Annotated in this window: 22 protein-coding genes; 14 read left to right on the top strand and 8 right to left on the bottom strand. The window is 72.8% G+C overall.

Annotation, left to right across the window (positions count from 1 at the left end):
• Positions 1-5 precede the first annotated feature (5 nt).
• From ACZ6NZ_RS17415 to ACZ6NZ_RS17385, 7 genes are all read right to left on the bottom strand, one after another.
• Entirely contained in the window at positions 6-734 is a 729-nt protein-coding gene (locus ACZ6NZ_RS17415; protein WP_465858978.1) for a nucleotidyltransferase domain-containing protein, read from the bottom strand.
• A 92-nt stretch (positions 735-826) separates the two neighbouring features.
• Positions 827-1327 carry a nitroreductase/quinone reductase family protein gene (locus ACZ6NZ_RS17410; RefSeq protein WP_366608308.1) on the bottom strand — a complete coding sequence of 167 codons (501 nt, stop codon included), beginning with the start codon at positions 1325-1327 and terminating at the stop codon, positions 827-829.
• A gap of 74 nt (positions 1328-1401) precedes the next feature.
• Positions 1402-4179 carry an FtsX-like permease family protein gene (locus ACZ6NZ_RS17405; protein ID WP_465858977.1) on the bottom strand — a complete coding sequence of 926 codons (2778 nt, stop codon included), beginning with the start codon at positions 4177-4179 and terminating at the stop codon, positions 1402-1404.
• Positions 4176-4934 (bottom strand): ABC transporter ATP-binding protein, encoded by a 759-nt coding sequence (locus ACZ6NZ_RS17400; protein WP_465858976.1) that lies wholly within the window; start codon positions 4932-4934, stop codon positions 4176-4178. The genes ACZ6NZ_RS17405 and ACZ6NZ_RS17400 overlap by 4 nt, the downstream gene beginning before the upstream one ends.
• Positions 4907-5509, bottom strand: a complete 603-nt coding sequence (locus ACZ6NZ_RS17395; RefSeq protein ID WP_366608310.1) for a PadR family transcriptional regulator — start codon at positions 5507-5509, stop codon at positions 4907-4909. Before ACZ6NZ_RS17395 ends, ACZ6NZ_RS17400 begins: the two co-directional genes overlap by 28 nt.
• Before the next feature lie 52 nt (positions 5510-5561).
• Positions 5562-5999, bottom strand: a complete 438-nt coding sequence (locus tag ACZ6NZ_RS17390) for a ferritin-like domain-containing protein (protein ID WP_465858975.1) — start codon at positions 5997-5999, stop codon at positions 5562-5564.
• The gene (locus tag ACZ6NZ_RS17385; RefSeq protein ID WP_465858974.1) at positions 5996-6523 is read right to left on the bottom strand and encodes a hypothetical protein; all 528 of its coding nucleotides are present in this window, start codon (positions 6521-6523) and stop codon (positions 5996-5998) included. The genes ACZ6NZ_RS17390 and ACZ6NZ_RS17385 overlap by 4 nt, the downstream gene beginning before the upstream one ends.
• 155 nt (positions 6524-6678) lie before the next feature.
• Here ACZ6NZ_RS17385 and rimP point away from each other — a divergent pair, with 155 nt between their 5' ends.
• The 10 genes from rimP (at position 6679) to ACZ6NZ_RS17335 (ending at position 16654) form a co-directional block, all read left to right on the top strand.
• Complete coding sequence (gene rimP / locus ACZ6NZ_RS17380; RefSeq protein WP_366608313.1) at positions 6679-7368, top strand: ribosome maturation factor RimP; 690 nt, start codon at positions 6679-6681, stop codon at positions 7366-7368.
• On the top strand, positions 7365-8408 hold the full coding sequence (nusA, locus tag ACZ6NZ_RS17375; protein WP_366608314.1) for a transcription termination factor NusA: 1044 nt from the start codon (positions 7365-7367) through the stop codon (positions 8406-8408). Before rimP ends, nusA begins: the two co-directional genes overlap by 4 nt.
• A 16-nt stretch (positions 8409-8424) precedes the next feature.
• Positions 8425-8757, top strand: coding sequence for a YlxR family protein (locus ACZ6NZ_RS17370; protein WP_112624296.1), 333 nt, complete (start codon positions 8425-8427; stop codon positions 8755-8757).
• A gap of 93 nt (positions 8758-8850) precedes the next feature.
• A complete protein-coding gene (gene infB / locus ACZ6NZ_RS17365) occupies positions 8851-11874 on the top strand; it encodes a translation initiation factor IF-2 (protein ID WP_366608315.1) in 3024 nt (1007 codons plus the stop codon).
• Positions 11875-11964: 90 nt separating this feature from the next.
• Positions 11965-12261: a DUF503 domain-containing protein gene (locus ACZ6NZ_RS17360; RefSeq protein ID WP_091400377.1), complete on the top strand. Its 297-nt coding sequence runs from the start codon at positions 11965-11967 to the stop codon at positions 12259-12261.
• A 126-nt stretch (positions 12262-12387) separates the two neighbouring features.
• Positions 12388-12876, top strand: coding sequence for a 30S ribosome-binding factor RbfA (rbfA, locus tag ACZ6NZ_RS17355; RefSeq protein ID WP_366608316.1), 489 nt, complete (start codon positions 12388-12390; stop codon positions 12874-12876).
• On the top strand, positions 12873-13922 hold the full coding sequence (locus ACZ6NZ_RS17350) for a DHH family phosphoesterase (RefSeq protein WP_465858973.1): 1050 nt from the start codon (positions 12873-12875) through the stop codon (positions 13920-13922). The genes rbfA and ACZ6NZ_RS17350 overlap by 4 nt, the downstream gene beginning before the upstream one ends.
• 90 nt (positions 13923-14012) lie before the next feature.
• Positions 14013-14420 carry a hypothetical protein gene (locus tag ACZ6NZ_RS17345; RefSeq protein ID WP_210784728.1) on the top strand — a complete coding sequence of 136 codons (408 nt, stop codon included), beginning with the start codon at positions 14013-14015 and terminating at the stop codon, positions 14418-14420.
• Positions 14420-14629: a DUF6186 family protein gene (locus ACZ6NZ_RS17340; protein WP_465859481.1), complete on the top strand. Its 210-nt coding sequence runs from the start codon at positions 14420-14422 to the stop codon at positions 14627-14629. The genes ACZ6NZ_RS17345 and ACZ6NZ_RS17340 overlap by 1 nt, the downstream gene beginning before the upstream one ends.
• A gap of 699 nt (positions 14630-15328) precedes the next feature.
• The gene (locus ACZ6NZ_RS17335) at positions 15329-16654 is read left to right on the top strand and encodes an MATE family efflux transporter (RefSeq protein WP_465858972.1); all 1326 of its coding nucleotides are present in this window, start codon (positions 15329-15331) and stop codon (positions 16652-16654) included.
• A gap of 22 nt (positions 16655-16676) precedes the next feature.
• Here ACZ6NZ_RS17335 and ACZ6NZ_RS17330 read toward each other — a convergent pair whose 3' ends face one another.
• Entirely contained in the window at positions 16677-17687 is a 1011-nt protein-coding gene (locus tag ACZ6NZ_RS17330) for a hypothetical protein (protein WP_465858971.1), read from the bottom strand.
• Positions 17688-17900: 213 nt separating this feature from the next.
• Between ACZ6NZ_RS17330 and truB the strand changes: the two genes are divergently transcribed.
• From truB to ACZ6NZ_RS17310, 4 genes are all read left to right on the top strand, one after another.
• Positions 17901-18785 carry a tRNA pseudouridine(55) synthase TruB gene (gene truB, locus ACZ6NZ_RS17325; RefSeq protein ID WP_465858970.1) on the top strand — a complete coding sequence of 295 codons (885 nt, stop codon included), beginning with the start codon at positions 17901-17903 and terminating at the stop codon, positions 18783-18785.
• Between the two features lie 76 nt (positions 18786-18861).
• Positions 18862-19791 (top strand): bifunctional riboflavin kinase/FAD synthetase, encoded by a 930-nt coding sequence (locus tag ACZ6NZ_RS17320; protein ID WP_465858969.1) that lies wholly within the window; start codon positions 18862-18864, stop codon positions 19789-19791.
• A 199-nt stretch (positions 19792-19990) separates the two neighbouring features.
• Complete coding sequence (gene rpsO / locus ACZ6NZ_RS17315; protein WP_030337594.1) at positions 19991-20260, top strand: 30S ribosomal protein S15; 270 nt, start codon at positions 19991-19993, stop codon at positions 20258-20260.
• Between the two features lie 226 nt (positions 20261-20486).
• A complete protein-coding gene (locus ACZ6NZ_RS17310; protein ID WP_366608323.1) occupies positions 20487-22868 on the top strand; it encodes a polyribonucleotide nucleotidyltransferase in 2382 nt (793 codons plus the stop codon).
• Positions 22869-22886 lie beyond the last annotated feature (18 nt).

Genomic DNA, 22886 nt, shown 5'->3' with positions numbered 1-22886 from the left:
GCGCCTCAGGTGCTGAGCAGCTCGTCGACGGTGCCGTCGACCGCCCGACCACGGGCGGCCAGCTCCTCGGCCTGCCGCGCCAGCACCGCACCCACCTCGGTCATGTCCGCCCCGGCCAACCCGGTGCGCCGCACCGCGTCCCCCGGGTCCCGGAAGTAGGTGCGGCTCAGCAGACCGGTCACCGTGGCCGCCGCCAGCCGGGCCTCGGCGAGCATCAGCAGAGCCTGATCGGTCTCGTACCACTCGGCCAACCGGGCCGCCCGGGAGTGCGCCGCGCTGCCCCTGTACCAGGCCTGGCGAGCCGCGGTGCTGAACTCCGCCGGCCGGGCTCGGGCCAGCCGACCGAGGTGCTCGTCGCGCAGCGTCCGCAACCAGCCCGTCGGATCGTGCAACGCCTGCGTGGTGACGTACCGGTCGGCGGTCAGTGGCCAGAGCGGTGAGAGCACCCGCGCCTGGGTCAGGTAGTCCTCGGCGGCGGCCACGGTCAGGTCGACGAGCACCCCGTCGACCCGCCGGGTCGCCGGTGACGGGCCGGTCCCGGGCCGATAGGTGACCACCAGCAACCCGGCCTCGCGGTCCCCGCCGCCGTCGTCGTCGCCGTGCGCCAGAGGCCCGTGTACGGCGATCGCGAGCGTGTCGGCCGGGAACCGCCGCCGGATTGCCTCGGCGACCCGCTCCGCGACTGTCCACCGTCGATCGTCGAGGCCCCGGTCGACGCCGGCCCGCTCACTCACCGGACCGGCTCTGTCCGCGGCTGCGGGGCTCGCAACCCCGGCTCGCTCCTCGCACTCACGGAACCACCTCGCCTCAACTACCGAGCGTCAGCCTAGTCAGCCGACGGCGGCGATTCGGACGCGCCGCGCCCGGTCGGGGCCAGCCGGAAGATGTGGATCTCCCGTCCACCGGCCCGCCGCACGTACGTGTGGTACGCCGGCCACGCGCTGACGAGCAGTTGCCACAACCGCTCCCGTTCCGCGCCGGAGGCCCGCTGCGCCCGCACCGCGACCCGCCGGCCCTTCACGTCCACCTCGGCGGCCGGATCGGCCAACAGGTTCATCGCCCAGCCCGGGTGATGTGTCTGCCCCCAGTTGGAGCCGATCACCACGTACGCGTCGCCGTCGGGCACGTAGAGCAGCGGATTGCTGCGGGGCTTGCCGGAGCGGCGACCCGTCGTGGTGATCAGCAGGGAGGGGAGCAGGCCGAGCGCGACCACCCGACCCCGGGTGAGTCGACCAACCATCCGATCGGCCGGGACCAGCAGGCGCGCGGTGGCGCCGAACCAGCGATGATGACCGGCTCGACGGACGACATTCCTGAGTACTGACACGCCGGTCAGTCTGCCGGCTGCCCAGCCCCGGCGGCACCCCCACGCGGTCCACTGTCGGTTGCCCGGCGGACCGGTCAGTCCAACCGCCGTTCGATGGGCAGTCGGGCCCGGGTGAACAGGCCCGCCCCGAGCATCGCCACCACCGGCACCAGCACCAGGACCCCGAGCGCGGGCCACGGCACCAGAAATGGGTACGGATCGGACACCGGCCAGTCACTGGCGTACTGCCGGTTCACCGAGACCAGCACGATGGCGGCGGTGCCGAGGCCGGCCACGATGCCGAGCACCGAACCGATACCGGCGATGACCCCGGCCTGGCAGATCGCCAGTTGCCGGCGTACCGCTGGGGCCGCGCCCACGGCCGCGAGGGTGGTCAGCTCGGCGCGTCCCTCGGCGGCGGTGAGCGCGGTGGCGATCCCGGCCGCCCCCACGGTGATCAGCCCGGCCGCCGCGGCGAACAGGAGAAGCAACGGTGAGACGTCGCGTGGGGCGCCGCCGTACTCAACGGTCAGCGAGAACGTCCCGAAGGAACGCAGCGCGGCGGAGAAGCGCGCCCGTTGTTCCTCGTCCGGAGGGGTCGTGGTGCCGACCACCCAGCCGGACGGGTACCAGCTCATGTCGAGCTGTCGGGCCGCGTGGGTCGACAACAGCAGGCGGGAGGAGCCCACCGCCTGGGGCAGCGCGTACCCCGGCAGGTCGCGGTCGGTGGCTGGCGAATCCGTTCTCCCGTCCGTGCTGAAGACGCGGACGGTCACCAGGCCGTCGTGCAGGTAGCGCGGGTCGGTCACCACCACGCCGCCGGCGTGCAGTACCGCCGTGGCGGCGGCGGTCGTCGCCGGGTCCGCGCCGGTGAGAAGTGGCAGCGCGAAGCCGTCGTCCACCCCCGGCTCGACGTAGCCGCCGTAGGAGTCGGCCGTGCGGATCTGGCAGCGTGGGTCGGCCCGCGCCTGCCGGCGGTGCGCGGCGGGAAGACTGTCGCCGGGCTGGAACGGGCAGGCTCGGTTCGGCGGGAGGACGGGCGCCACGTCGCAGTAACGGGCACCGGTCGGGTCGCAGTTGGGCGCGTACACGGTGGCTACCGCGTCGACCCCCAACTGGTCCCGGGCCGCGTCGGCGACCTGCGCCAGCGTGGGCTGGCCGTCCGGCCGGTTGGCGTACACCAGCATGTGACCGGTCGGCAGCGCCGGCCGGTAGGTGCGGGCGTCGCGCGCGCCGTCGCTGGCCAGGTATCCGCCGAGGGCGACGCTACTGGCGACGGCGGCCATCACGGCGCAGATGGCCGGTGCCGCGGCGGCCCGGTTGCGGCTGGCATCACGCAGTGCGATCCGTGGCGCCAGCGGCAGCACCCGGCCGAGGCGGGCCAGCGCCCCGAGCAGCGTGGGCGTGCAGCAGACCAGGCCCAACTCGCCGAGGATCAGCCCGGTGAGAACCACCGCCGGGGAGGTCTGGGTGGCTCCGAACGCCGCCAGCGCCGCCCCGCCGACCACCAGCGCCAGTCCGAGAGCCAACCAGCGGCCCGGAGATTTCGCCGGGGTGCGTCGTCCGGCGAGCCCGGCACTGACGTCCTGCCGGGCGGCGGTCCAGGCCGGTGCCAGCGCGGCGAGCACCCCGGCCAGCACCGCGACGCCACCGAGCAGGAACAGCGCGCTCGGCCAGCAGCGGTAGCCGCCGAAACGGGCGCTGAAGACGTACTGCTCCATCAGCGGACGACCGGCGAACGCCGCGCTGACGCCGACCAGCAGGCCGGCGGCGGCCCCCAGCACGCCCAACACCACACCGTCGGCCAGCACGACCCGACGAAGCTGGGCGGCGTCCCCGCCCGCCACCGCGACCAGCGCCAGATCCCGCCGTCGGCGGCGGACGCCGACGGCGAAGGCCGGCCCGACCAGCAGGACGACCTCCAGCAGTCCGAGGCCCGCGATGAGGACGCCGGTGCTCAGGTCGTTGGCGCCGCTCTGCCTGATCGCACCGAACCACATCCGGTCCGCAGTGGTCCCTGAGCCGACCGGGCTTCGGGCGGTGATCACCACCCCCCGCTCGTTGAGCCGGGACACCAGCGCCGCGTCGACCGGTGCGGGCAGGTCCGCCAACCAGACGCTGTCCGGCTCCGGGCCGGTCGCCTGCACGGCCCCCGGGTGCAACGCCACGACCGGCCCGAGGTCGTCGGGGAATTCGACCACCCCCACGACCGTGTACGCCCTGCTGCCGTCGGCGGTGGCCACGGCGTGGCCGAGGCGCAGGCCCAGGCGGCGCAGCGCCATCGGACTGACGGCCACCTCGCCGGCCTGTTGTGGTGCCCGGCCGGCCCGGAACCGCACCAGTCCTCGGGCCAACGGGTCGGTGAGGTCCAGCGCCCGCCCGTCCACCATCTCGTCGCGGTTCGTGCCGCGCAGTGTCAGCGGGACGCGGGGACGAAGCTCGGTGACCCGGCTGCCCGGCCCCAGCAGGGTGGTCATCTGGGCGGCGGTGACCCTCGCGGGCGGCTCGCCGTCCTGCGTGGACCAGGCCTCACCCCAGGCGTCCTGCCGCACCGGGCTGCTGGCGATCCACTGCAACTCCGCGTCGGCCACGCCGAGCCGGCGGTCGACGCGTTCCTGTGGGGTCAGCTCGGCCATGTCGTAGCTCGCCGCCAGGAAGGCGAGCGCCGCCACCGGCAGGGCGATCATCGCGAGCACCAGGGCGGTCCGCCGCCGGGACCGGCGTGACTCGCGCCGGGCGATCCGCAGCGCGGCCCGCCAGGAGCCGGTCAGCTCGGCGAACCGCCGCCGGCCGACCGGGGCGGGCGACGTGACCGGCCCCGGCGTCGCGGCGCCCGCCCGACCGGGAGCCCGCATCGGACGGCGAACGGTCACCGGTCGCTGCCGGACAGCAGTTGCTCGACACTGCCCAGCGGCGCCGTCGTGTCGACCAGCACGCCGTCGCGGAGGAACACCACCCGGTCGGCCCAGCCGGCGTGCCGCGCCTCGTGGGTGACCAGCACCCCGGCGGCGCCCGCGTCGATCCGGCGGCGCAGCAGGTGCAGCACCGTCTCGCCGGTCTGGGAGTCCAACGCCCCCGTGGGCTCGTCGGCGAGGACCAGCCGACGGTCGCCCACCAGCGCGCGGGCGATGGCCACCCGCTGCTGCTGCCCGCCGGAGAGCTGGTCCGGGAAACGGTCGCCCAACGCGGGCAGCCCCACCTCGGTGAGCGCGGCCATGGCCAGTGCGCGGGCCCGCCGGCCGCTGGTCCCGTCGAGTTCCAACGGGAGCGCCACGTTCTCCAGCGCGCTCAGACTGCCCAGCAGGTTGAGCTGCTGGAAGATGTAGCCGATCCGACGGCGGCGCAGCTGGGCCAGCCCGCGGCGGTCCAAGGCCCCGAGCGGCTGCCCCTCGACCCGGACCTCGCCGCCGGTCGGACGGTCCAACCCGCCGGCGAGAGCCAGCAGTGTCGACTTGCCGGAGCCGGACGGTCCCATCACGGCGACCAGCTCGCCGGGCCGGACGACCAGGCTGACCCCGCGTAGCGCGTGCACCGCGGCCGGCCCGGTGCCGTGGGTGCGGTGGACGGCGCGTAGCTCCAGCACCGCGTCGTCCGATCCGCTCACCGTCTTGCCTCCTCGCCGGCCCATCGAGCCGCGTCCCGCTCGTTGGCGTCATCGGGTCGGGTGGCGGGAGGCGCCGGGCCGCTGGGTTGGTGCCGGACCAGACTGGTCTCGCAGTGGTCCAGCCAGCGCACCTCGGCCTCGGCCTGGAACACCATCGAGTCCAGAACGAGGCGCCAGGGAAGGTCCTCCGGCCGGTTGCTGCCGTACTTCAACCGGGTCAACTCCTGAAGGGCCCGCATCGTCGCGCTGCGTTGGGCCTGCACCACCGACCGGACGTCGACTCCGGGGGTGGTCAGCGCCAGCGCCAGTTTGATCGCCAGTTCGTCACGGGGGCGGTCGGTACGACTGATCGGGGTGGCGAACCACAGCGCCAGGTCCGCCCGGCCAGCGTCGGTGATCTCGTACGGGCGCTGTCCGCCCTCGCTCTCCGGCAGCGGGCGCACCAGACCGTCCCGTTCCAGCCGGGACAACGTGGTGTAGACCTGCCCGATGTTCAGCGGCCAGGTCGAGCCGGTCGACTCCTCGAACGCGGCGCGCAGCTGGTACCCGTACATCTGGCCGCGTTCGAGCAGGGCGAGCAACCCGTGACGGATGGACATGGCAACGGAGTATGCATACCTGGTATGCGTACCGCAACCGGAGTGGACGGGTTCAGGTCGGTCGGCCGGGATACGGGACAGTCAGCGGGGTCAGACCGGCCGTCTTCCGCCACCGGGTGGCCCGCACGGCGTACTCGACCAGGGCGGCCAACGCCTGCTCCCGGTCCGCGCCGGTGGTGGATGCCAGGGCGGCCCGCCAGTGCGCGGCCGTGCGCTCCTCCACCTCGGCGGCGAGCCGTAGGGCGCTGGCCCGGTCGGTGACCGGGAACGGCAGGGCGTACCCGGCGCGATCCGGCGGGACGACGCCGCCGGCCGCGGTGAGCTGCACCACCAGCGCGTCGCGTCGGCGTCGATGCGCGGCCTCCGCCTGGCGTGCCGCGTCCCGCGCGGCTCCGCTGAGCCGGACACCGATCCGTCCGTAGGCGTAGATGGCCGCGTACTCGGCGGACAGTGCGGAGGCGAGTGCCTCCCCGGCGGACGGCTGCCTCACTTCAGTGCCTCCTGGTGGGTTGCCCGGGCGGCGACTATCGACCCGAGCAGTGCCGCCCGCTCCGCGGGCGCAGCGGCGCAGGCGGCGGCGGCGGACTGCTGGGCGGTCTTCTCCAGCGCCCGCAGGGCGGCGCGCGCGCCGTTCGGGTCGGCCGCCGGGGCGGTGGTAGGGGTGGCGGGGGCCGCCGACGGCACCGTCACGCCGATCACCCGGGCTAGCTCGGTGGCGTGCGCGGTGTGCGTCTCGGCGATCGGGTTGAGCCGGTCGGCGAGTTCGGGGTGGGCGGTCGCGTTCGCCCGGTACGCGGCGGCCAGCGCGAGTGACTCGTCCACCATCGGCCGCAGCGGGTCGGGCGGTGGGGTCGGTTGGTCGTCGCGGTCGAAAAGATCACAGCCGGTCAGCGGCGTCACGGCACCGCCGAGCACCAGCAGCGCCCCGGCGCTCAGGAGCTTTCGCCGGGAATGTCCGGATGCTTGGTCGCGCTGTGTCGTTCTGCCGATCCCCACCGGCCAAGTCAACACCATCCGTGCCGCTCCGGGGGTCACCGGCGTCGGTGCGCCGCCCGGTCCGCCGCCGGGCAGGCGCGTTACGCTCTGCGCAACCACCGGCGTGTCCACTCCGGTGGCGTGCCGGCATGGCGGGACCACGGGTCCCCGTCGACCAGGGAGAGGGTGCGGAGATGACGCAGCGTGGCCGTGCCACCAGGCCGACGGGTCGGCCCCGCGGTGCTGCGGGCCCCCGCGGCGGTGACCTCGCCGCGCGGCGGGACCGACTGCGGGCCGTGATCGAGCCGGTGGTCAACGACGCCGGCTACGACCTGGAGGACCTGTCGGTCTCCCGGGCCGGCCGCCGGCACGTGGTGCGCGTGATGGTGGACACCGACGGCGGGATCGACCTGGACGCCGTCGCGGACGTCTCCCGCAAGGTCTCGGCCGCGCTGGACGCCGCCGAGGAGACCGGTGGCGACATCGTCGCCGGCGAGTACCAACTGGAAGTCAGCTCGCCCGGCGTCGACCGGCCGCTCACCCTGCCCCGGCACTGGCGGCGCAACGTGGGCCGACTGGTGAAGGTCACCGCCCGGGGCGCGGCCACGCTGCCCGGCCAACGCGGCGACCAGCCCGCCGCTGACCGTCAGCTGACCGGCCGGGTGGTCGCGGCCGACGACGAGGGCGTGCACCTGGAGACCGACGACGGCCGCGCCGCCTGGGCGTACGCCCAGCTGGGCCCCGGCCGTGTGCAGGTCGAGTTCACCCGGCTCGCCGAGCTCGGTGAGCCCGAGGACGAGTTCGACGACGCGGACGATTCCGACGAGTTCGACGATTCAGACGACATCGACGACGATGATGATGTGGAGGACGAGGAGAGGTGAACATCGACCTCGCGGCGCTGCGCGCACTCGAGCGCGAGCGGGAGATCCCGTTCGACACGATTCTCGCGGCGATCGAGACCGCGCTGCTGACCGCCTACCGGCACACCGACGGGGCCGAGCCGCACGCCCGGGTGGAGATCGACCGCAGGTCGGGCGCCGCCCTGGTGTACGCCCAGGAGATGGAGCCCGACGGCAGCCTGGTGCGGGAGTGGGACGACACCCCGCACGACTTCGGTCGGATCGCCGCCATGACCGCCAAGCAGGTGATCCTCCAGCGGTTGCGGGAGGCCACCGACGAGGTGCACTTCGGTGAGTACGTCGGCCGGGAGGGTGACCTGGTCACCGGCGTGGTGCAGGCGCACGAGACGCGTACCGAGAAGGGCATCGTCAGCGTCGACCTGGGCAAGCTGGAGGGCGTGCTGCCGCAGTCCGAGCAGGTGCCCGGCGAGCGGTACGCGCACGGCGAGCGGGTCCGCTGTGTCGTGGTGCACGTGGCCAAGGGCATGCGCGGGCCGCAGATCACCCTGTCCCGGTCGCACCCGGCGCTGGTCAAGAAGCTCTTCGCGCTGGAGGTGCCGGAGATCGCCGACGGCACCGTCGAGATCGGCGCGATCGCCCGTGAGGCGGGCCATCGCACGAAGATCGCCGTCCGCTCCACCACCCCCGGGGTGAACGCCAAGGGCGCCTGCATCGGCCCGATGGGTCAGCGGGTGCGTGCCGTGATGAGCGAACTGCACGGCGAAAAGATCGACATCATCGACTGGTCGGACGACCCGGGCACCTTCGTCGGCAACGCGTTGTCACCGGCCAAGGCGCTGCGGGTCGAGGTGGTCGACCTGGCCAACCGGGCCGCTCGGGTGACAGTTCCCGACTTCCAGCTCTCGCTTGCCATTGGTCGGGAGGGGCAGAATGCCCGACTTGCGGCTCGATTGACCGGTTGGCGGATCGACATTCGTTCCGATGCGGAGCAGACCGCACCGGCGGCGCGTGGGGTAACTGATCACGTGCGGGAGCCGGGCGGCGCGATCTCGGGCAGCTAGGGGTAGACTTCCTCCAGTGGTACGACGCGCGCAGCCGGAGCGCACCTGTGTGGGTTGCCGGCAACGTGCGCCGGCCAGCGAATTGCTGCGGATCGTCGCGGTCAGGGACGAGGCTGGTCACAGCCTCCGGCCTGATCCGCGCCGCAGGCTGCCGGGTCGGGGGGCGAACATGCACCCGGATCCGGCCTGCTTCGCGCTGGCAGTGCGGCGCCGCGCCTTCGGGCGTGCGCTGCGCAGCACCGAGGTCCTCGACCACGGTGCGCTGGCGGAGCACGTCGATGCGCCAACCACTACGTCCGGTCAGCCCGACCGGGCGAGGGTCGCTAGCAGGGTAGGACGACCGACATGAGCACACGATGAAGTCCCTGAAATGACCAGGCTTCAAGTGCACGAGTGAGGTCGCTGCGGGTGCTGCCCGCACGACCTCGGAGTGAGGAGTGCAGTGGCAGGCAAGGCCCGCGTACACGAGCTTGCAAAAGAGCTCGGGGTCGAGAGTAAGACCGTTCTCGCCAAGTTGAAGGAAATGGGCGAGTTCGTGAAGTCCGCGTCCAGCACCGTCGAGGCGCCCGTCGCCCGGCGGCTGCGTAACGCATTCGTCGCGTCCGCCGGAGCCCCGGCTCCGGCCGCCCCGTCGGCGCCCGCGTCGACGCCGGCTTCAAACCCGACCCCGACGCCAACCCCGACCCCGGGCGCGCCCCGGGTCTCGGCCAAGCCGATGCCGCCTCGGCGGCCGGCCGCGCCGGCACCCGGTCCCAAGCCCAAGGGTCCGGTTCCCGGTGCCCCGCAGTCGGCGACCCCGGTCGCCAAGCCGGCGAGTGCCCACGACATCGAGGTGGCGGCCGCGGAGGCGCGTGCCGCCGCGCTGAAGGCTGAGCAGGAGGCCGCGGTCAAGGCCGCGCAGGCCGCCCGCCAGCAGCAGCGGGACAACCCGGTCCGCCGGGAGCCTCCGGCCGACGGTGCCAACCGTCCCGGCCCTCGGCCGGGTCCCGCGGCGATGCCGCCCCGTCCCGGTTCGCCGGCAGCTCGTCCGAGCACGCCGGCTCCGGGTCCGGGTGCCCGTCCCGGCGGTCGTCCGCCGGCGCGTGGCGCCGGTAACAACCCGTTCGGCATCCAGGGTGGCCAGCAGCAGCAGCGGCCCCCGGCCGCCGGTGCGGGTGGCCCTCGGCCCAACACCCCGGCGGGGATGCCGCCGCGGCCGAGCCCGAACTCCATGCCGCCGCGGCCCAGCCCGGCGTCCATGCCGAGCCAGCGCCCGGCTGCTGGTCGTCCCGGCCCCGGTGGCGCTGGTCGCCCCGGTGGCGGTGGCGCCGGTCGTCCCGGTGGCGGTGGCGGTGGTTTCCGTGGCGGTCCCGGCGGTGGCGCCGGCGGCGGTGGCGGTTACCGCGGCGGCCCCGGTGGCGGCGCGGGTGCCGGCGGTGGCGGTGGCTACCGTGGCGGTCCCGGCGGCGGTGGCGGTGCTCCCGGTGGCGGTTTCCGGCCGGGTGGTCCGGCCGGTGGCGGCGGTCGTCCGGGTGCGGGCGGTCGTGGCCGTGGCGGCGGCGCCGCGGGTGCCTTCGGGCGTCCGGGTGGCCGGCCGACGCGCGGTCGCAAGTCCAAGAAGCAGCGCAGACAGGAGTTCGACAACCTGTCGGCTCCGACCATGAGCTCGGGTGCTCCCCGGGGTCAGGGTCAGGTCGTCCGGCTCTCCCGCGGCGCCTCGCTGTCGGACTTCGCCGACAAGATCAACGCCAACCCGGGTTCGCTGGTCCAGGAGATGTTCAACCTGGGCGAGATGGTGACCGCGACCCAGTCCTGTTCCGACGACACCCTGCACCTGCTGGGTGAGCACCTGGGCTTCGACATCCAGATCGTCAGCCCGGAGGACGAGGACCGCGAGCTGCTCGCGCAGTTCAACATCGACCTCGACGCGGAGGTGGCCGAGGAGCGTCTGGTCAGCCGTGCGCCGGTGGTGACCGTCATGGGTCACGTCGACCACGGTAAGACCAAGTTGCTCGACGCCATCCGTAAGGCGAACGTCGTGGCCGGTGAGGCGGGTGGCATCACCCAGCACATCGGTGCGTACCAGGTCCACGTCCCGCACGAGGGCGAGGACCGGGCGGTCACCTTCATCGACACCCCGGGTCACGAGGCGTTCACCGCCATGCGTGCCCGTGGCGCCCAGGTCACGGACATCGTGATCCTGGTCGTCGCGGCCGACGACGGCGTGATGCCGCAGACCATCGAGGCGTTGAACCACGCCAAGGCGGCCGACGTGCCGATCGTGGTCGCGGTCAACAAGGTCGACAAGCCGGACGCCAACCCGGACAAGGTCCGTCAGCAGCTGACCGAGTACGGCCTGGTCGCCGAGGAGTACGGCGGCGAGACCATGTTCGTCAACGTGGCGGCCAAGCCGGGCATCGGCATCGAGGAGCTGCTCGAGGCCGTCCTGCTGACCGCCGACGCGTCGCTGGAGCTGACCGCTCCGATCGACGGGCCGGCGCAGGGTGTGGCCATCGAGGCGCACCTGGACAAGGGCCGCGGTGCGGTGGCGACGGTGCTGGTGCAGAAGGGCACCCTGCGGGCGGGCGACTCGATCGTCGCCGGTGGGGCGCACGGCCGGGTCCGGGCCATGCTCGACGAGAACGGCAACCAGCTCTCCGAGGCTGGTCCGGCGCGTCCGGTGATGGTTCTGGGTCTGACCGCGCCGCCCGGTGCGGGTGACACGTTCCTCGCCGCGGCGGACGACCGCACGGTGCGGCAGATCGCCGAGCAGCGCCAGGCACGGCGGCGGGCGGCGTCCTTCGCCAACTCCCGTGGCCGGGCCACTCTTGAGACGCTCATGGAGCAGCTCAAGGAGGGCGAGAAGACCTCGCTCAACCTCATCCTCAAGGGCGATGTCTCCGGTTCGGTGGAGGCCCTGGAGGACGCGCTGTTCAACCTCGACATCCCCGAGGAGGTCCAGCTCAAGGTCCTCGACCGGGGCGTCGGCGCGATCACCGAGAGCAACGTCATGCTCGCGAGCGCCTCGTCCGAGCCGGTCACGATCATCGGCTTCAACGTGCGGGCCTCTAACAAGGTCCGTGAGATGGCCGACCGCGAGGGCGTGGAGATCCGGTACTACACCGTCATCTACCAGGCCATCGAGGAGATCGAGGCAGCGCTCAAGGGCCTGCTCAAGCCGGAGTACGAGGAGGCCGAGCTGGGCAGCGCGGAGATCCGCGACGTCTTCCGCTCGTCCAAGATCGGCAACATCTCCGGTTGCATCGTCCGGTCGGGCATCATCCGGCGCAACGCGAAGGCTCGACTGCTTCGGGACGGGACGGTCGTGGCGGACAACCTCACGATCACCTCGCTCAAGCGGTTCAAGGACGACGCCACCGAGGTCCGCGAGGGCTTCGAGTGCGGTCTGACCCTGGGTGGTTACAACAACGTCCAGGTCGGCGACGTCATCGAGACCTTCGAGATGCGGGAGAAGGTTCGCGCCTGATCCGGCAGTGACACGCTGATCAAGGGGTTTACGCCACTGGGCGTAAACCCCTTGATCATGCGGGGCCGGTTGGCGGTATCGTCCGGGGCGATGTTCACCGGAACCGCGGTCTTCGACCTGCTGCTGCCGGGCGACTCCCGGTCGCTCAAAGCCAAGAGATCATATGTACGGCCGATCGTGGCGGCACTGCGCCGCTTCGAGGTGTCGGCCGCCGAGGTGGGTGCGCTCGACCTGCATGGTCGAGCGCAACTGGCGGTGGCCGTGGTGGCCGCCGAGACGGCGCACGTCCGCGAGGTGCTCGACTCCTGTGAGCGCCTGGTGGCCAATCGCCCCGAGGTCGAGTTGCTGTCGGTCCGACGCCGGCTCTACGGCGTGGACGACGACTGACCATGGTGCCGGCTGTGCCGGGCGACCGGAGCGGCCCCGAAGGTAATGTTCGAGATGTTGGCCGGTCGGCCGGCGGCCTCCGGGTCGCCGGGTCGACCGGAAGCAGGACGCCGTGGAGGTGGCGAGATGTCTGATCCGGCCAAGGTACGCCGGCACGCGGAACGGGTGCGTGAGCTGGTCGCGTCGGTGGTGCGGAGCCAGATCAAGGACCCGCGGCTCGGGATGATCACCATCACCGACGCCCGGATTACCGCTGACCTGCGGGACGCGACGGTCTTCTACACCGTGCTCGGGGACTCGGTGGCCCAGGCGGACACCGCGGCAGCGCTGGAGAGCGCCAAGGGGATGCTGCGCAGCACTGTCGGCAAGGCGCTCGGGCTGCGCCACTCGCCGACCCTCGCGTTCGTCCTCGACGACGTACAGGACCAGGTCAAGCACATCGACGACCTGCTCGCCGCCGCCCGCAACGCCGACGCCGAGGTGCAGCGGCTCGCCGCCCAGGCGAAGTACGCGGGCGAGGCCCAGCCGTACCGGGTGGATGACGAGGACGACGAGACGGGCGAGGCCGACGAGGCCGACGTCACGGAGACCCCGCGGGGTGGGGAAGCGCGGTGACCAGCACCGCCAGCGCAGCGTTCGTCGCCTCGACCGGGCTCGGCCCGGCCGAGGCGGCGTGGGCCGAGGCCGAGGCGTTGGTGCGGGCTGTCCCGCCGACCGCCCGGGTGCTGCTGATCTGCCACATCAATCCGGACGGCGACGCGCTGGGCAGCATGCTCGGCTTCGGTCTGGGCCTGCGGCAGCTCGGCGTACGCGACGTGCAGGCGACCTTCCCGGGGCCGCCGGAGGTGCCGGAGCCGTTGCGCGGGCTGCCGGGTCTGGACCTGCTGGTCCCGGCGGACGCCGCCGACCCGGCGCCCGATCTGGTGATCTGCTTCGACGCGGCGAGCCAGTCGCGTCTCGGCGAGTTGGCCGGGCGGTTGTCGTCGGCGGGTGCGGCGTTGGTGCTCGACCACCACGCCTCCAACCCTGGTTTCGGCACCGTCAACCTGGTCGACCCGGGCGCGGCGGCCACGTCGGTCGTGGTCGAGCAACTGCTGGCCCGGCTCGGAGTGGTCGTGGACCCGGCCATCGCCGAGTGCCTCTACGTGGCGCTGACCACTGACACCGGCTCCTTCCGGTTCGCGGCGACCACTCCGGCGGTGCACCAGATGGCTGCCCGACTGCTGGCGACCGGCATCTCGCCGGGTGACATCTCCCGGCAGGTCTTCGACACCCGGCCCTTCGGCGCGGTCCGCCTCTTCGGTGAGGTGCTCGGCCGGGCTCGACTGGAGCCGGCCGCCGCCGGGGGTCGGGGTCTGGTCTGGACCTTCGCCACCCTCGACGACCTGGCCCGGCACGACCAGCGGCCGTACGTGCTGGAGGCGCTGATCGACTCCGTGCGCTGCACCGCCGAGGCGGATGTGAGCTGTGTGGTGAAACAGACCAGGCCGGCCGAGTGGGCCGTGTCGATGCGCAGCAAGGGCGCTGTGGACGTCAGTCGGGTCGCGGTGGCGCTGGGTGGTGGTGGGCACACGTTCGCGGCCGGGTTCACCGGTCGGGGCACCGTCGAGCAGGTGGTCGAGTCGATCCGCGGTCAGCTGGACGCGGCGCTGATCGGCTGAGCCGTCTTCGATTTCCGGTCTGGAAGATCAGGGTCAGCTCCGGGGAGTGTTGGTCTTCCCGCGTTCCGTGATACCGGGAAGAATTGCGGGATGGAGCAGCCGCACGACCTCACCGTGGAGGCCCCCCGCGCCTGGGACCGGCCCGCCGTCTCCGTTCCCGTTCTCGTCTGCCTGTCGCTCGTCGGTGGCCGGTTCGCGTCCTTCTCCACCGAGGCGAATCTGTTCACCCTCGGGACGGGTGGGGTGCTGATCTGGCTCGGTCTGAGCAACCGGGTGCCCCGCCGGCCGGCACCGCGCCGGCTGGGCGCGGGAGCGGCCTGGTGGGCGGTGCCGGTGGTGGTCTTCGGGGTCTTCGAGGGCGTGACCTTCGTGCTGGCCGCCGGCGATGACTTCCCCACCTTCTCCCGGCTGGCCGATCCTCTCCTGGAGGATCAACTGACCAGGTCGGCGGCCTGGTTCGCCTGGTTGGCCGCCTTCTGGGGGCTGGTGCGGCGATGATGCGCGCGCTCGCGATCGGCGGCTTCCTCGCCTCGCTGATCCTCTTCGCGGTGGTCGAATGGATGGCCCGGCGGGAGGGTTCGAGAATCCCCACCCTGGGCGAGGTCTGTGCCTACGTGATGCGCTACGAGGTCGGTTCGGTGCCGGTGGGCCGGATCGGTCTGTTCGGGTTCTGGTGGTGGCTGGGCTGGCACTTCCTGGCCCGCTGAGCCGGGTTGCCGACCGTCCAAATGGCGGGAACCGTAAGCAGTATGTGGACCTGAACGATAACTTGGGAGAAGGCCGGTGCCGCGTGGCGGCGCAGGTCATGGGCGGTGGTGCCACACCCCGCGCCGCCTCCCTCCAGGGTCGGATCGACCCGGGCTCGCGCTGCCCAGTCGGCTGCTCCGGTAACCCCGGACCGCCGTGGGGCGCTCAGCAGGACCGCCCGTGAGGGCCGCCGCGTGCCGGCGGCTCCCGCCCTGGGAAGAGGAGCGCCACCATGCCGAACAAGCCCAAGCCCGAGACCACCACCGACGACGCCCGCGAGCAGGCCCGCCGCGCGCTGCAGACGTCGATGGACACCCGCCAGTGATTCGACCGGTCCGACGCTGATCCCTCAGGTCGGGTCGATCGGAGGATCCGGACCGCTCTGCGCGGCCTTTGGAGCTGAATCGTCTGCGACATCAGTGGGTGTCTCGTCTGGGCCCTGACGGCGTGACTCGTCTGCGACGTCATCGCGTGACTCGCCTACGACATCAGCTCCAAAGCGCCTGACCAGACCGACCGACGGCCCCGACTCCCGGCCGGCAGGCGCGGCGCGCGGGGCCGGGACGAGCCTGAGTGCCGCCGCCGACGGGACGTGCCGACCAGGGTAAGTGGTCGGCGGGATTGCGATCCTTACCGCAGCCGTGCCAGGATCGGCCGCGATGAGCCAGACCGGCACCACCCTCCACCGACCCGCCTCGCCCCGGCGGATCGCCACGCTCGCCCTGCCGGCCCTCGTGGTGCTCGCCGCCGAGCCGCTCTACGTGCTGGTCGACACCGCCGTGGTCGGTCACCTCGGCCGGGTGCCGCTCGCCGCGCTCGCCGTCGGCGGCACGGTCATGACGCTCACCGCCTGGGTGGGCACCGTGGTCGCCTACGGCACCACCGGACGCGCGGCCCGCCGCTTCGGCGCGGGTGACCGGGCCGCCGCGGTCGCCGAGGGCGTCCAGTCGTCCTGGCTGGCGTTCGGTGTCGGTCTGCTGATCGCGATCGGCATGCAGTTCGGCGGGGGCGCGCTCGCCCGTACCCTCGCCGGTGGTGGTGGCGAGGTCGCCGACGCCGCCGCCCAGTGGTTGCGGATCGCGGCCCTCGGCGCTGCCGGCCTGCTCCTCGCCGCCGCCGGCAACGGCTGGCTGCGCGGCGTGCAGGACACTCGCCGCCCCCTCTACTTCGTGCTCGGCCCCAACCTGCTCTCCGCGCTGCTCTGCCCGCTGCTGGTCTATCCCGGCGGGCTGGGTCTGGTCGGCTCGGCCGTGGCGAACGTCGTCGCGCAGACGCTCTGCGGGGTGCTCTTCGCCGCCGCCCTGGTCGGTGAACGGGTGTCGCTGCGCCCGCAACCCCGCGTGATCCGCCAGCAACTGGTCCTCAGCAGGGACCTGCTGATCCGTGGGCTGGCGTTCCAGGCCAGCTTCCTGTCCGCGACCGCCGTCGCCGCCCGCTTCGGCGCCGCCGCCGTCGGCGCCCACCAGATCGCCCTGCAACTCTGGTTCTTCACCGCGCTGGTCCTCGACGCCCTCGCCATCGCCGCGCAGTCCCTGGTCGGCGCCGCGCTCGGCGCCGGCGACGACGCGGGCGCGCGGGCGCTCGCCCGCCGGGTCGGGCTGCTCGGCGGCGTCTGCGGCGTGGGCTTCGCGCTGCTCGTCGCCGCCGGCGCGGGCGTGGTGCCGTCGTGGTTCAGCTCCGATGCGGGGGTACGCGAGCAGGCCATGGTGGCCTGGCCGTGGTTCGTCGTCATGCTGCCGCTGGCCGGGGTGGTGTTCGCCCTCGACGGTGTGCTGATCGGTGCCGGCGACGTGCGTTACCTGCGCAACCTCACCATCGTGGCGGCGCTCGGCGGTTTCCTGCCGGCCATCTGGCTGGCGTACGCGCTCAACCTCGGGCTGGGCGGCATCTGGGCCGGGCTCACGGTGTTCGTGGTGATCCGGCTGGTCGCCCTGCTGCTGCGGCTGCGCACCGGCAGGTGGGCGGTGACCGGCGCGGTCCGCTGACCGGGTCGCCGGGGCCCGCCGGTCAGCAGCGCGTGGTGGTCGGCGCGGGCGCGTCAAGGTCGAAGATGGTGCCCGGGTCGCCCGCCGGTATCCGGTCCCGGTGCACGTCGGCCATCCAGAACTGCTCCCGCACCCAGCCCTCACGGAGCTGAGAGCAGTCCGCGTTCCAGGTCACGGCCTCCGCCGAGGTGATCCAGAGGCCGCGGGAGGAAGCCGGCACGTCGTCCGGGTGCGGCACCTGCCACACCACCCGGTCGCGTAGCGCCACCACTGTCGCGCCGGCGGGAGCCCGCAGGTCCACGTCGAACGGGTACGCCCAGACGAACTCCGTGGAGACCTCCAGCAGTCGGACGCCGTTCTGCCTGGTGGCCCGGTAACTGACCCGGCCGTGGGCGCGGACGCCGAACTCCCACTCCGACGGTGACCCCATCCTGGTGGCGTACCGCAGGAAGCTGCCATTGGTGAAGTCGGCCCGGAGCCGTTCGCGAGCGTCCGGGGCGAGCAGCGCGAGGAACGGCTCCGGATCCCCGGAGAACATCGAGATGTCGACCCGGCCCTCGATCAGCGCCTTGCGCACCGACTCCAGCGCTGTCCGCACCTGGGTCGCGGTGAACGGCCCGGTGCCCTTGGCCGCCGGCATCCGCACGGCCTCCTCGGCGGGCGCGAAGGAGGCCGCCGGCGATCCGGCGAACAGGTCGCGTGGTTCGCCGACCCTGCTCACGGGTGGGGTGCGGCTCGGCGTGGGACTCGCCGAGGCGGACGCGCGGACACCGTCGGCGACCCGACCGACCAACACCACCCCGCCGATGACCATCAGCAGTGCCAGCACCAGCCCGAGGCCAAGCAGCATGGCCCCGTTGTGCCGGGCCGAGAAGAACCGGACCCGGTCCCACCCGGTGGGCTGATGCTCGGTCTGCGAGGTGCGGAGCCAATCCGGTAGCTGCACCGGGTTGACCTGCGCCACCGCGGCGGGCGGCGGTGGCGGATCGACCGGGTCCTTCGGTGTGGGCCCGCTCGACGACGTGCTGTCCATGCTTCCCCCGTCAGTCTCGCCGCCGCTGGTGGCGTGCGAGCAGATGGTAGGTGCCGAGCACCAGCGCGGCCCCGGCACGGCTGCCCCGCTTGATCTTCAGCGGACGGACGCCTCGTCCCGAGGAGCGGCTCGGACCGCGTCAGCGGAGGCTCGGGTCACGCAGGGCGTGCCCACGGCCTGCGGAGTACGGGCCATCTGGCAGGCTTGGCCGACGTGAGCACCGATGGTCTGATCGTGGTCGACAAGCCCGGCGGCATGACGTCGCACGACGTGGTGGCGCGCATCCGCCGACTGGCGAAGACCCGACGGGTCGGGCACGGCGGCACCCTCGACCCGATGGCGACCGGCGTGCTGGTGATCGGTGTCGGCCGGGCCACCCGGCTGCTGACCTACGTGATCGGCGCGGGCAAGAGCTACACCGGCACGATCCGGCTCGGCCAGACCACAGTCACCGACGACGCCGAGGGCGACGTGACCGCCACCGTGCCGGCCGGGCAGGTCACCGACGACGCGATCTCCTCGGCGCTGGCCGGACTGAGCGGCGAGGTCGACCAGGTGCCGAGCGCGGTCAGCGCCATCAAGATCGACGGACAACGGGCGTACAAGCGGGTCCGCGACGGGGAGAGCGTCGAGCTGCCGGCGCGGCGGGTCACCATCTCCCGGCTGGAGGTGCTGGCGATCCGCCGCACCGAGCCGGACGTGGTGGACGTGGACGTGGACGTGACCTGCTCCTCCGGCACGTACATCCGGGCCATCGCCCGCGACGCCGGCCTGGCGCTCGGCGTCGGCGGGCACCTCACGGCCCTGCGGCGCACCGCGGTGGGCGGCTTCACCCTCGCCGAGGCGGCGACCCTCGACGAGCTGGAACAGCGCGCCCCGGACGTGGTGAACCTGCCACTGGACGCGGCGGCCGACCGGTTCTTCGCGCGCCGGGAGGCCACGCCGGACGAGGCCCGGGTGCTCGCCCACGGAGGACCGTTGGACCCGGCCGGCCTGACCGGGCCGTACGCCGTCTTCGGGCCGGCCGGCGGCCTGATCGCTATCGTCAGCGAGCGGGACGGACGGGCCCGCGCGGAGATCGTGCTCGCACCGGCCTGACAGCGCAGCGCAGGTCCGCCGGCCCGCGGCCGGCGGTGTCGACCCGCCGGCCGGCGGGACAGCAGAGAGGAACGGCATGCAGCGGTGGCGGGGCTACGACGCGGCGCCTGGCGGATGGGGACGCTCGGTGGTCACCATCGGGGTCTTCGACGGCGTGCACAAGGGGCACCAGGCGACCATCGGGCACGCCGTGGCCCGGGCCCGCGAGTTGGGCGTGCAGTCGGTGGTGGTCACCTTCGACCCGCACCCGGCCGAGGTGGTTCGCCCCGGTTCGCACCCGGCGGTGCTCACCGAGCCGGCCCGTAAGGCCGAGCTGATCGAGGCGCTCGGCGTGGACGTGCTCTGCGTGGTGCCGTTCACCCCGGAGTTCTCCCGGGTGCCGGCCGAGCAATTCGTGCACGACGTCCTGGTCGAGAACCTGCACGCCGCGTTGGTGGTGGTCGGCGGCAACTTCCGCTTCGGGCACCGGGCCGCCGGCGACGTGGCGTTGTTGGAACGGCTGGGTCAGACGTTCGGCTTCGGCGTGGAGGGCGCCCCGCTGGTCGCCGAGGCCGGCACCGTCTTCTCCTCCACGTACATCCGGTCCTGCGTCGACGCGGGTGACGTGGGCGCGGCGGCCGGCGCGCTGGGCCGCCCACACCGGGTGGAGGGCGTCGTGGTCCGCGGCGACCAGCGAGGCCGGGAGCTGGGCTTCCCCACCGCCAACCTGCTGTGTCACCGGTACGCGGCGGTGCCCGCCGACGGCGTGTACGCGGCCCGGCTGATCCGTCGCGGTCACCACGAGCCGTTGCTGGCGGCGGTGTCCGTGGGCACCAATCCGACCTTCTCCGGCCGGGAGCGACGGGTGGAGGCGTACGCGCTGGACTTCTCCGGCGACCTGTACGGCGAGCGGCTGGCCCTGGACTTCGTGGCGCACCTGCGGGGCCAGATCCGGTACGACTCGATCGAGCCGTTGATCGCCCAGATGAATCAGGACGTCGAGCGCACCCGGCGCGTACTGGCCTGATCGTGCCGGGGCGCCGGGCCGCCACCGAGGCCCTTCGCCGGGTGTTACCGGCGAGTGCTGGTAGTCTTGCCGGGACGTCGGGTGACCGGCGTGGGGCCTCGCGTGCCTGCTCGACGCCGCGGGTGCGAGGTGCCGGTCCGTTCCCGGTCCATCGGGACGACGGACACCCACTTGATCAACCCATCGAAACAGGGAGAACATGGCGCTCGATCAGGAAGCCAAGGCCAGCATCCGCGCGGAGTACGCGACCGCCGAGGGCGACACCGGTTCGCCGGAGGTCCAGGTAGCGGTCCTCACCAAGCGGATCGCCGAGCTGACCGAGCACCTGAAGGTGCACAAGCACGACCACCACAGCCGCCGTGGGCTGCTGCTGCTGGTCGGCCGTCGCCGTCGGTTGCTCAACTACGTCCAGAAGAAGGACATTGCCCGCTACCGGTCGCTCATCGAGCGGCTCGGTCTGCGCCGGTGACGTGACGGGGGAGTGGCCGGTCGGCTGCTCCCCCGTACCGCGTCCCACCTGAAGAAACACGGGCCGCGCGACCACCCGAGAGGGAGCCGGTCAGCGTACCGGTCTCCGGTAGTGGCCCCCGGGAACCCCGGCATCATGCCGGCCCCCGGGCGCTTCGATCGAAGACCGGCCGGCTGAGCAGCTCCCCGATGTCGTGGGCCCACGACGCGAAGGAGCACGACAGCACATGACCGAGACCAAACTCGGCACCGAATCCCGCACCGCCGTGATCGACAACGGGTCCTTCGGCACCCGCGAGATCACCTTCTCCACCGGCCGGCTGGCTCGCCAGGCCGCCGGTTCCGTCATCGCCCAGCTGGGCGAGACGGTCGTTCTCTCCGCCACGACCGCCGGTAAGCACCCGAAGGAGCAGTTCGACTTCTTCCCGCTGACCGTCGACGTCGAGGAGCGGATGTACGCCGCGGGCCGCATCCCCGGCTCGTTCTTCCGCCGCGAGGGTCGGCCCAGCGAGGACGCGATCCTCACCTGCCGGCTGATCGACCGGCCGCTGCGCCCGTCCTTCGTCAAGGGCCTGCGCAACGAGGTCCAGGTCGTCGAGACCATCCTCGCGCTCGACCCGCAGCACCCGTACGACGTCGTGGCGATCAACGCCGCCTCGATGTCGACCAAGCTCTCCGGCCTGCCGTTCTCCGGCCCGATCGGTGCGACCCGCGTCGCCCACATCGACGGCCAGTGGGTCGCCTTCCCGACCCTGGAGGAGCTGGCCCGCGCCACCTTCGACATGGTCGTCGCCGGCCGCACGCTCGAGGACGGCGACGTCGCGATCATGATGGTCGAGGCCGAGGCCACCCCGAACGCCGTCACCCTCATCTCGGCCGGTGCCACCGCCCCGACCGAGGAGGTCGTCGCCAGCGGCCTGGAGGCCGCCAAGCCGGCGATCCGCGAGCTGTGCCGCGCGCAGAGCGAGCTGGCCGAGGTCGCCGCCAAGCCGGTCACCGAGTTCCCGGTCTTCCTGGACTACCAGGACGACGTGTACGACGCCGTCGCCGAGTTCGCTCGCGGTGACGTGGCCGAGGCGATCACCATCGCCGGCAAGGCCGACCGCGAGGAGGCCCTGGACCGGGTCAAGGCCCGGGTCGCCGAGGAGCTGGGCGCTCGGTTCGAGGGTCGGGAGAAGGAGCTCAGCGCTGCCTTCCGGTCGCTGACCAAGTCCGAGGTGCGCAACCGCGTGCTGCGCGAGCAGGTCCGCATGGACGGGCGTGGCCCGCGCGACATCCGGGCGCTGACCGCCGAGGTCGGCGTGCTGCCCCGGGTGCACGGTTCGGCACTGTTCGAGCGGGGCGAGACCCAGATCCTGGGCGTCACCACGCTGAACATGCTCCGCATGGAGCAGATGGTGGACACGCTGTCCCCCGAGAACCGCAAGCGCTACATGCACAACTACAACTTCCCGCCGTACTCGACCGGTGAGACCGGCCGGGTCGGCTCGCCGAAGCGTCGCGAGATTGGCCACGGCGCGCTCGCCGAGCGCGCGCTGATCCCCGTGCTGCCCTCGCGCGAGGAGTTCCCGTACGCCATCCGGCAGGTGTCGGAGGCGCTCGGCTCCAACGGCTCCACCTCGATGGGTTCGGTCTGCGCGTCGACGCTGGGCCTGCTCTCCGCAGGTGTTCCGCTGAAGGCGCCGGTCGCCGGCATCGCGATGGGGCTCATCTCCGACGAGGTGGACGGCAAGACCCAGTACGTGACGCTGACCGACATCCTCGGTGCCGAGGACGCGTTCGGTGACATGGACTTCAAGGTCGCCGGCACGCCGGAGTTCGTCACCGCGCTCCAGCTCGACACCAAGCTCAACGGCATCCCGTCGGACGTGCTGGCCGCCGCGTTGCAGCAGGCGAACGAGGCCCGGCAAATCATCCTCGGTGTCATGAAGGCGGCGATCGAGGCTCCGGCCGAGATGTCCGACTACGCGCCGCGGGTCACCACCGTCAAGATCCCGGTGGACAAGATCGGCATGGTGATCGGCCCGAAGGGGCAGACCATCAACGCGATCCAGGACGAGACCGGCGCCGAGATCTCCATCGAGGACGACGGCACGATCTACGTCGGCGCCACCAACGGCCCGTCGGCCCAGGCGGCCGTCGACCGGATCAACGGCATCGCCAACCCGACGCTGCCGAAGCAGGGCGAGCGGTTCCTCGGCACGGTGGTCAAGACCGCCGCGTTCGGCGCGTTCATCTCGCTCCTGCCGGGCCGTGACGGCCTGCTGCACATCTCCAAGGTGGGCGACGGCAAGCGGGTCGAGCGCGTCGAGGACTTCCTCAACGTCGGTGACCGGGTCGAGGTCGAGATCGCGGACATCGACGCCCGCGGCAAGATCTACCTCGACAAGGTCCGTCCGGAGGGCACCGAGGCTCCGGCCGCCGGTGAGGCCGCCGCTGGCGACCGGCCGGCTGGTCGGGACCGGGGCGACCGGGCTCCGCGTGACCGCGGCGACCGTGAGCGTGGCGGCGACCGTGGCGGGCGTGGCCCGGAGCGCGGCGGCGAGGGTGGCGGCGGCGAGGGTGGCGAGGGCGGCGAGCGTCCGCGCCGTCGGACCCGGCACAGCTGACCGTCGCACAACGCATCA

The organism is Micromonospora sp. NPDC047756, assembly GCF_055587245.1.
Note: the sequence above shows the minus strand (reverse complement) of the source record. Positions and strands in the feature narration are given on the sequence as shown.

What these genes read in the sequence shown, in the direction of transcription:
- ACZ6NZ_RS17400 (WP_465858976.1), bottom strand. Translation starts at nt 4,934, where the DNA reads ATGGGCCGGCGAGGAGGCAAGACGGTGAGCGGATCGGACGACGCGGTG.
- ACZ6NZ_RS17395 (WP_366608310.1), bottom strand. Translation starts at nt 5,509, where the DNA reads ATGTCCATCCGTCACGGGTTGCTCGCCCTGCTCGAACGCGGCCAGATG.
- ACZ6NZ_RS17385 (WP_465858974.1), bottom strand. Translation starts at nt 6,523, where the DNA reads ATGGTGTTGACTTGGCCGGTGGGGATCGGCAGAACGACACAGCGCGAC.
- rimP (WP_366608313.1), top strand. Translation starts at nt 6,679, where the DNA reads ATGACGCAGCGTGGCCGTGCCACCAGGCCGACGGGTCGGCCCCGCGGT.
- ACZ6NZ_RS17360 (WP_091400377.1), top strand. Translation starts at nt 11,965, where the DNA reads ATGTTCACCGGAACCGCGGTCTTCGACCTGCTGCTGCCGGGCGACTCC.
- rbfA (WP_366608316.1), top strand. Translation starts at nt 12,388, where the DNA reads ATGTCTGATCCGGCCAAGGTACGCCGGCACGCGGAACGGGTGCGTGAG.
- ACZ6NZ_RS17345 (WP_210784728.1), top strand. Translation starts at nt 14,013, where the DNA reads ATGGAGCAGCCGCACGACCTCACCGTGGAGGCCCCCCGCGCCTGGGAC.
- ACZ6NZ_RS17340 (WP_465859481.1), top strand. Translation starts at nt 14,420, where the DNA reads ATGCGCGCGCTCGCGATCGGCGGCTTCCTCGCCTCGCTGATCCTCTTC.
- ACZ6NZ_RS17335 (WP_465858972.1), top strand. Translation starts at nt 15,329, where the DNA reads ATGAGCCAGACCGGCACCACCCTCCACCGACCCGCCTCGCCCCGGCGG.
- ACZ6NZ_RS17330 (WP_465858971.1), bottom strand. Translation starts at nt 17,687, where the DNA reads ATGGACAGCACGTCGTCGAGCGGGCCCACACCGAAGGACCCGGTCGAT.
- ACZ6NZ_RS17320 (WP_465858969.1), top strand. Translation starts at nt 18,862, where the DNA reads ATGCAGCGGTGGCGGGGCTACGACGCGGCGCCTGGCGGATGGGGACGC.
- rpsO (WP_030337594.1), top strand. Translation starts at nt 19,991, where the DNA reads ATGGCGCTCGATCAGGAAGCCAAGGCCAGCATCCGCGCGGAGTACGCG.
- ACZ6NZ_RS17310 (WP_366608323.1), top strand. Translation starts at nt 20,487, where the DNA reads ATGACCGAGACCAAACTCGGCACCGAATCCCGCACCGCCGTGATCGAC.